This window comes from Paracraurococcus ruber (assembly GCF_004353985.1).
Lineage (GTDB): Bacteria > Pseudomonadota > Alphaproteobacteria > Acetobacterales > Acetobacteraceae > Paracraurococcus > Paracraurococcus ruber.
The window spans coordinates 1-7631 of sequence record NZ_SMOA01000252.1 but is presented as its reverse complement, the minus strand read 5'-3'; the positions used below and the strand labels follow the sequence as shown (position 1 = coordinate 7631).

The 7631-nt window shown below is 75.6% G+C and carries 7 protein-coding genes; 3 read left to right on the top strand and 4 right to left on the bottom strand.

The genetic code is table 11. The features are described 5' to 3' along the window. Window positions 1–231 precede the first annotated feature (231 nt). Window positions 232–1947, bottom strand: coding sequence for an ATP-binding protein (locus tag E2C05_RS26005; RefSeq protein ID WP_158292371.1), 1716 nt, complete (start codon window positions 1945–1947; stop codon window positions 232–234). Window positions 1948–2059: 112 nt separating this feature from the next. Between E2C05_RS26005 and E2C05_RS26000 the strand changes: the two genes are divergently transcribed. After that, window positions 2060–3061: an LLM class flavin-dependent oxidoreductase gene (locus tag E2C05_RS26000; RefSeq protein WP_133222568.1), complete on the top strand. Its 1002-nt coding sequence runs from the start codon at window positions 2060–2062 to the stop codon at window positions 3059–3061. A gap of 351 nt (window positions 3062–3412) precedes the next feature. Here the strand turns inward: E2C05_RS26000 and E2C05_RS25995 are convergent, their stop codons facing one another. The 3 genes from E2C05_RS25995 to E2C05_RS25985 all read right to left on the bottom strand — a co-directional run bounded on the left by E2C05_RS25995 (window position 3413) and on the right by E2C05_RS25985 (window position 5897). Then, window positions 3413–4069, bottom strand: coding sequence for an arylsulfatase (locus E2C05_RS25995; protein ID WP_133222567.1), 657 nt, complete (start codon window positions 4067–4069; stop codon window positions 3413–3415). Then, the gene (locus E2C05_RS25990) at window positions 4069–4530 is read right to left on the bottom strand and encodes a hypothetical protein (protein WP_133222566.1); all 462 of its coding nucleotides are present in this window, start codon (window positions 4528–4530) and stop codon (window positions 4069–4071) included. Before E2C05_RS25990 ends, E2C05_RS25995 begins: the two co-directional genes overlap by 1 nt. A gap of 143 nt (window positions 4531–4673) precedes the next feature. After that, on the bottom strand, window positions 4674–5897 hold the full coding sequence (locus E2C05_RS25985) for an MFS transporter (RefSeq protein ID WP_133222565.1): 1224 nt from the start codon (window positions 5895–5897) through the stop codon (window positions 4674–4676). Window positions 5898–6261: 364 nt separating this feature from the next. On the opposite strand from E2C05_RS25985, the gene E2C05_RS25980 reads away from it, so the two are divergent. Then, the gene (locus tag E2C05_RS25980) at window positions 6262–6840 is read left to right on the top strand and encodes a YqaA family protein (RefSeq protein ID WP_133222564.1); all 579 of its coding nucleotides are present in this window, start codon (window positions 6262–6264) and stop codon (window positions 6838–6840) included. 72 nt (window positions 6841–6912) lie between these two features. After that, the gene (locus E2C05_RS25975) at window positions 6913–7401 is read left to right on the top strand and encodes a nucleoside deaminase (protein WP_133222563.1); all 489 of its coding nucleotides are present in this window, start codon (window positions 6913–6915) and stop codon (window positions 7399–7401) included. Window positions 7402–7631: the final 230 nt, after the last annotated feature.

The following is a 7631-nucleotide window of genomic DNA, read 5'->3' as shown; positions in this document are numbered from 1 at the left end:
GGCCGCCCCGGGATGCGGCGCCGCGCCCCAGGCGATGCCCCGCGGCCCGGCCGCGCGTCCCCCGCCCGCCGGGCATGGGACGGCCACGGGTCCGCGGCGGCAGGCGCCTTCGCCTCGCGTCCCCCCTGCCCGCCGGGCGCCGGGGCCGGTGCGGCCTGGCCGTCACCCGCCCATCCGGGCGCTGCCGCCATCCAGCATCGAGTCGCCGCTGCCGGCCTCCGGCCAAGCCCCTCAGCCCGGCCCGGCCGGCACCCGCACCGGCAGCGTGGCGAGCGCCGCCGCCAGTTCCCCGCCCGTCACCGGCTTGCGCAGCAGGACATAGTCGGGCGCGTCCCCTGCCGTGCCGAGATCGCCGGCGAAGCCGGTCAGCAGCAGGGCCGGCAGCGCCGGGTCGTGCCGCCGGGCCTCGCGGATCAGCGCCAGCCCGTTGGCCCCGGGCATGGACAGGTCGGTCACCAGGGCGTCGAAGCCCGGCTCGTCCCGCAGCCGGGCCAGCGCCTCCGCGGCATCGCGCGCCTCGGCGACGCGGCAGCCGAGGTCGCGCAGCGCATGCCCCAGCGCCTGCCGCACCGGCGCCTCGTCATCCACCAGCAGGATGCGGCGGCCGCGCAGCACGCCCTCCGGCGGCGGGGCCGTTGCCGCCGCCCCATCCCCGCCGGCCGCCTGCGGCAGCCAGACCGAGACGGTGGTGCCGGCCCCCTCCTCGCTCTCGACCAGCAGGGCGCCGCCCGATTGCTCGACGAAGCCGCGCGCCATGGCGAGGCCGAGGCCGGTGCCCTGGCCGATGCCCTTGGTCGTGAAGAAGGGCTCGGCGATGCGCGCCAGCACCTCCGGCGGCATGCCGGTGCCGGTGTCCCGCACCGTCAGCCGCAGGTAGTGGCCGGGGGCGAGCCCCGCGGGATGCCCCGCCGCCGCTTGGTCCGTGCAGGCCGCGAGGTCCAGCCGGCCGCCCTCCGGCATCGCGTCCCGGGCATTGGTGGCGAGGTTGACCAGCACGGTCTCGAGCTGAGCGCGGTCGGCCAGCAGCGGTGGCAGCCCGGGCGGCGCCTGCACCCGGACGGCGATGGCGGCCCCCAGCGTATGCGCCAGCATCTCCCGCAGCCCGTCCAGCAGCGCGGCCGGCGCCACCGGCTCCGCCCGCAGGGCGCCGCGGCGGGCGAAGGCGAGCAGCCGGTTGGTCACCGCCGCGCCGCGCCCGGTCGCCTCCAGCGCCAGCCGGGCCAGGCGGCGCACCGCCTCCGGATCGCCGGCGCGGCGCTCCATCAGCCCGGCGGACGAGCCGATCGCCTGCAGGACGTTGTTGAAGTCATGCGCGATGCCGCCGGCCAGCTGGCCCAGCGCCTGCAGCCTTTCGGCATGCGCGGCGCGGGCCTGCGCCGCCTCCCGCGCCGCCACCTCGACCGCGACCCGGGCCTGCAGGTCCGCGTTCAGCGCCTGCAGGCGCGCCTCGCTGGCGGCCAGGCGGCGGCGCACCGCCTCGCCCTCGGCATGCGCGGCGCGCAGCTCCGTCAGGCGCAGCGCCAGTTCCGCCGCCAGGCCGTCGCTGCGCGCCCGTTCCTCCCGCACCCGGGCGAGGGAGCGGGTCATCAGGTGGATGACGATGCAGTCCACCAGCAGGATGACGCCGAAGAAGCCCAGGGCGATGGCGTCCGCCGCCCCCTTGAGCTGGAAGGACCAGGCGGGCGGGAGGAAGACATGCCAGGCGGTCAGCACGCTGAGCGCCGATGCCAGCAGCCCGGGCCCCAGCCCGCCGAAGAAGGCGGTGAGCAGCACCGCGGGGAAGAAGGTGAGGAAGGGAAAGCCGGCGGGCGGCAGCACCTCGGCCAGGGCCAGGCGCAGCGCGAAGGCCAGGCCGAAGGCGACCAGCGCGATGGCATAGCCGCGCCAGCCGCCAGCCGGGCTGCCGGACCGGTGCGGGCGATCGGTCGCGGGCGTGGCAGGTCGCATCGGCGGGGAGGCGGGTCCTGGCTGGCGGTCGAGGTCGGGCCGACCGGGGTTTCCCGCCAGCCGAGGGGCGGCCCCGGTTGGCCCCGGCGCCGCCCGTGCCAATATGCCCCACATGGCACGCCTCTCCATACTCGATCTTTCACCGGTTCCGGAAGGTTCCGAAGCCGGCCATGCCCTGCGCAACTCGGCCGACCTCGCGCGGCATGCCGAGGCGCTCGGCTACCATCGCTACTGGATGGCCGAGCACCACAACATGCCCGGCATCGCCAGCGCGGCGACCGCGGTGGCGCTGGCGCATGTTGCCAACGGCACCCGGCGGATCCGCATCGGCGCCGGCGGCATCATGCTGCCCAACCACGCGCCGCTGATCATCGCCGAGCAGTTCGGCACCCTGGCGGCGCTGTATCCCGGGCGGATCGACCTCGGCCTCGGCCGCGCCCCGGGCAGCGACCAGGTCGCGGCGCACGCCATGCGGCGCAACCTGCACGCGGATGTGGACGACTTCCCGCGCGACGTGGTGGAGCTGATGCGCTACTTCGAGCCGGCGCAGCCCGGCCAGCGCCTGCGCGCCGTGCCGGGCGAGGGGCTGGATGTCGCGGTCTGGATCCTCGGCTCCTCGACCTACGGGGCGCAGCTCGCCGGGCTGCTGGGCCTGCCCTATGCCTTCGCCTCCCACTTCGCGCCGGCCATGCTGGCCGAGGCGATCACCGAGTACCGGGAGAATTTCCGCCCTTCCCCGCGGCTGGAGGCGCCGCACCTGATGCTCGGCCTGCCGGTCTGCGCCGCGCCGACCGACGAGGAGGCGCGCTTCCTGTTCTCCTCCCAGCAGCAGGCGATGCTGAACATCCGCCGCGGCCTGCCGGGCAAGCTGCCGCGGCCGGTGGAGGGGTTCGAGGCCGGGCTGGACCCGCAGGGCCGGGCGGTGCTGCAGCATGCGCTGGGCCTCGCCGTGGTCGGCGGGCCGGAGACGGTGCGGCGCGGGGTCGAGGAATTCCTCGCCCGCACCGGGGCTGACGAGGTGATGATCACCGCCAACATCCACGACCACGCGGCGCGCAAGCGGTCCTACGAGATCCTGGCCGAGGCCTGGGGCGGGCTGGCCCAGGCCGCCTGACCGGCCCCGGCGAGGGGGCACCGCCGGCGGCCGTTGCGCAGGCCGGCCGGCCGACGCTGCGCCGTCCGGCGGCGCGCCGCAGCATCGCCCGACGGCAGCCGGCGCGCGTCGGCGTCGCCGCATGACCCCGACACGCCGGCGCGGTCAGTCCCACGGGCATGGCCGGCGGCCCGCATGCCGGCCGGCCCGGAGGCTGGGCCGGACATCATCGCGTCGGGGGCTCGGCCGCCACGGCGTCGCCGCACGGTGCCGACCGCGCGCGTCACCGACGCCCATGCGTCAGGGCATGCGAGCCCAGGCGCCGCGCCATGCCGCCTGCAGCCGGGAGCCGCCACGGTCCCCCTTGGGGGTTCAGGCCGCGAGCAGCCGCCGCAGCTTGCGCACCGCGCTGTCGGGGGTGGTGAAGACCGGCCGGCCCGTCGCCCCGGCGACCTGCGGCGCGGCGCGGGCCAGGCTGAACTGCGCCAGCGCCACCACGTCGCACGCCGCCAGGCGCCGCGCCGCCTCGGCCGCCAGCCGGTCATGCGCCGCCGCGTCGCCGGCATCCAGCGCCGCCAGCGCGCCTTCCGCCAGGCAGGGCACGATCTCCACATCGCCGGGGAATTCCGGCGGCATGCTCGCCAGCGTCGGCGCGAAGCTGGCCAGCAGGCCGATCCGCGGCCGGCGGCCGGCGGCGGCATCGCGCGCCGCCGCCACCGCCTCCTCGATCATCGCCTCGTTCGGCTTGAGGACGGGGCGCGGCGCCTGCTCGGCCGCGCAGGCCTCGATGCAGGGGCCGAAGGCGGAGCAGGTGAAGAGGATCCCGGCCGCCCCGGTGCCAATGGCGTAGCGGGAGAGCGTCAGGAACCGCTCCGTCATCGCCGGCGTCAGCGACCCCGCCCGCGCCAGGTCGGCCGAGAGGCTGTCGTCCAGCAGGTTCATCAGCACCGCGTCGGGCCAGAGCCGGGCGAAGGCCGCCTCGATCGGCGGCGGCGAATGCCGCAGCGCATGGATCAGCGCGATGCGCATCAGCGCGTGCCCGGGCTGCAGCGCTTCAGGGGGGAGGGGAATTCGGCGCAGCCGGGAAAGGCGATCTCGTCCGGGCCCTTGCGCTGCACCGTCAGGGCATTCGGGTTGCCGGCGCAGCCGAACCCGACATCCGGCGGGATGCGGTTGCCGAGCGGGCTGCCCACCGGCGCCAGCGGGGTGAAGCGGAATTCCAGCCCGTCCGGCGTGCTCGCCACCGTCTCGATCGTCCGCTGGCGATAGGCGGTGTCGAGCACCGAGACGCGCATGACGATGTCGCGGGTGAAGATTACGGTCGGGGCGCCGAAGCAGGCCGGGGTGTCGGCATCCAGCGCCGGGAAGATGCCGCCGGTCCAGGCGCCGAACACCCATTCATGCGGCGGTCCCTGGCGCGGCTGCGCCCCGGCATCCACGGCCGCGCCCAGAGGCAGCCCCAAAGCCAGCAGCAGGGCCCAACGCCGCATCAATCATCCTCCGGTCCAGGTCAGCCCGGACTTGTAGCGCCGAACCCGGCCCGGCCGAAACCCGCCCTTCCGGATGGGACCGGCCGGCCGCGACCGCGACAACCCGCCCCCCGGGGCGGCGGGGCCAGGCTCCGCCCGGCCCGTCAGGCCGGCGCCGGCACCGCGCGCGGCGGCCCGTCTTGCACCGGCAGGTGCAGCAGGGCGGCGAGGGCGGCGGCGAGGATGCAGATCGTCCACATCAGGTCGTAGCTGCCGGTGCGGTCGAAGACCACGCCGCCCAGCCAGGCGCCGGTGAAGCCGCCGACCTGGTGGCCGAGGAAGACCAGCCCGAAGATCGTCGCCAGCCAGCGGGTGCCGAAATTCCGGGCGCAGAGCGCGACGGTCGGCGGCACGGTGGACAGCCAGAGGATGCCCATGACGGCGGAGAAGGCCAGCACGCTGCCGGTCGTCTTCTCGGCGAAGAGGAACACCGTCATCACCACGCCGCGGGCGGCATAGATCGCCACCAGCAGTTCCCGCCGCTTCCAGCGGGAGGACAGCTCGCCCGCCGCCAGCGACCCCGCGATGTTGAACAGGCCGATCAGGCTGATCGCCCCCGCCCCCACCGCCGCCGGCAGGTGGCAGGACGCGACGAAGCCCGGCAGGTGGATCGCCATGAAGGAGACATGCAGGCCGCAGACGAAGAAGCCGCAGCAGAGGAACCAGAAGGTCGGCGTCCGCAGCGCCACCCGCAGCGCCTCCCCCGCCGTCTGCTCCGCCGCCGCGCCGGGGGCGGGCTTCGCCGGGGCATCGGTCAGCGGCAGCGCCAGCGGGATCATGAGCAGGGAGGCGCAGGCCACCGCAAGCAGCGCCGCCTGCCAGCCGAAGCCGTTGATGCCGAGCTGCACGATGGGCACCACCAGGAACTGCCCGAAGGAGGAGCCGGCGGTGCCGAGCCCGGTGGCGCGGCCGCGCTGCGCTTCCGGCAGCAGGCGCGTGAGGCTGGCCATGATGACCGGCATGCCGGCGGCGGAGACGGCGAAGCCCATCACCAGCCCGGCGAAGAAGGTGACGAGCGGCAGGCCGTCCGACAGCGCCATGCCGAGCACGCCGAAAAGCTGCAGCAGCGCGCCGCCCATGATGACGCGGCGGCCGCCATAGCGGTCGGCCAGCTGGCCCATCAGCGGCTGGGTCAGGCCGTTCATCAGCACCTGCAGGGCGATGGCGAAGGCGAAGCCGGAAGCCGACCAGGCATGCGCCGCCGTCATCGGCGCGAGGAAGAGGCCGAAGGTCTGCCGCAGCCCCATGGCCAGGGCGGCGCACAGCACGCCGCAGGCCATGAGCACACCCACCGTCGCCGCGGCGCCCCGCGCCCCCTGCCCTGCCATGCCGCTCTCCTGCCCGGGGCGCCTGCCCGGCCCGCTTGCTGTGCCGTGCGCCCGAAGCGGGCCATCTTTCCCGCGCCCGGTGCGGCCGCGCGTGCCGCGCCCGAGACGGGCAACTGTCCCCGCGCCAGATGCGGGCGACCTTCACCACGCCCGATGCGGGCGATGCGGCCGGCAACCGGAACGGACGACGCAGCCTCCGCCGGATCGCGGCGGGTCGCATGATCCCATTGCGCAGGCGGCCCTCGCAACCCGCGGTCGACGCATGGCTCCGGCGCGCCGATATGCCAATGCCGCGGGTCGTCCGCCCGTGAGTTGCGCTGGCGGCGGGGCCATGCGAAGGCCCGCCGAACAACGGGATCTTCCCATGCTGCGTGCGCTCTATGACCGCGTGCTGGCGCTCTCGGGCCATCCGCGGGCGCCGGCCTTCCTCGCCGGCGTCAGCTTCGCCGAAAGCAGCGTCTTCCCCATCCCGCCCGATGCGATGCTGATCCCGATGTGCATCGCGCGGCCGGACCAGGCCTATCGCTACGCGCTGATCTGCACCATCGCCTCCGTCCTCGGCGGCATCGCCGGCTATGCCATCGGGTATTTCCTGTTCGAGGCGCTGGCCGAGCCGGTGCTGCGCGCCTATGGCCATGCCGATGCGCTGGCGCGGTTCGAAGGCTGGTACGAGCGCTGGGGCGCGCTGGTCATCCTCATCAAGGGGCTGACGCCGATCCCCTACAAGATCGTGACGATCGCCTCCGGCGCGGCCAAGTTCAACTTCGGGGTCTTCCTGGCCGCCAGCATCGTGACGCGCGGCGCCCGCTTCTTCCTGCTGGCCTTCCTGCTGCGCCGCTACGGCCCGCCGATCCGCGACTTCATCGAGCGGCGGCTGACCCTGGTGACGACCGGCGCGGCGGCCGGCATCGTCGTGGGGTTCATGGCGCTGCGCTACCTGTAGCACCGGGCGCCCCTTCCCCCCTCCTCCGCGCCCACTTCTGCCCGGGGCGCGGCGGGTGGTAGCCTGCCCGGCATGGACGACGAGACCTTTTTGCGCCGCGCCATCGCCCTGTCGGCCGAAGCGGCCGCCACCCCGGGCAGCGAGCCCTTCGGGGCCGTCGTTGTGCGCGACGGCGCCATCGTCGGGGAAGGCTTCAACCGCTCCCGCGCGCGGCACGACCCCACCTCGCATGGCGAGACCGAGGCGATCCGCGATGCCTGCGCCAAGCTCGGCACGCTCGACCTCTCGGGCTGCGTCCTCTTCTCCTCCTGCGAGCCCTGCGCGCTCTGCGTCGCCGCCATGGAGATCGCCGGGATCGACCGCGTGGTCTATGCCGCGTCGCTGGCCGACAGCGCGGCGGCGCTGGCCGGCGTGCCAAAGGACCGGCGGCGCGGCGGCAATGTCGCGGCGCTGCGGCGAGAGGCCGGGGCGCCGATCGGCCAGGGCCGCATGCGGGCGCGCCAGACGCTGGTGGCGGAGGCCGTCGCCGTGCTCGACACCTGGGCGAAGGCGCCGAACTGACGCGGCGTGAACGCCGCCCGGCGGCACTCGGCCCGGCCATCGATTCGCGGCGGCCTGCCCGCGGTCCCGACCACGGGCTGCCGGAATGCCCCGCCCGCGGCCGGGCAGGCGCCTTGGGCATGATCGGACGGGCGACCGGGACATGGCCGCGCGGGGCCCGCGGCGGGCCGCGGACAGCGGGGCGGGCCGCGGCCGGCCGGACAGGCCCGGCGCGGCGCCTGCGGTGAGCG

Coding starts and splice junctions, on each gene's coding strand:
- E2C05_RS26005 (WP_158292371.1), bottom strand. CDS start 1,947: ATGCGACCTGCCACGCCCGCGACCGATCGCCCGCACCGGTCCGGCAGC.
- E2C05_RS26000 (WP_133222568.1), top strand. CDS start 2,060: ATGGCACGCCTCTCCATACTCGATCTTTCACCGGTTCCGGAAGGTTCC.
- E2C05_RS25995 (WP_133222567.1), bottom strand. CDS start 4,069: ATGCGCATCGCGCTGATCCATGCGCTGCGGCATTCGCCGCCGCCGATC.
- E2C05_RS25990 (WP_133222566.1), bottom strand. CDS start 4,530: ATGCGGCGTTGGGCCCTGCTGCTGGCTTTGGGGCTGCCTCTGGGCGCG.
- E2C05_RS25985 (WP_133222565.1), bottom strand. CDS start 5,897: ATGGCAGGGCAGGGGGCGCGGGGCGCCGCGGCGACGGTGGGTGTGCTC.
- E2C05_RS25980 (WP_133222564.1), top strand. CDS start 6,262: ATGCTGCGTGCGCTCTATGACCGCGTGCTGGCGCTCTCGGGCCATCCG.
- E2C05_RS25975 (WP_133222563.1), top strand. CDS start 6,913: ATGGACGACGAGACCTTTTTGCGCCGCGCCATCGCCCTGTCGGCCGAA.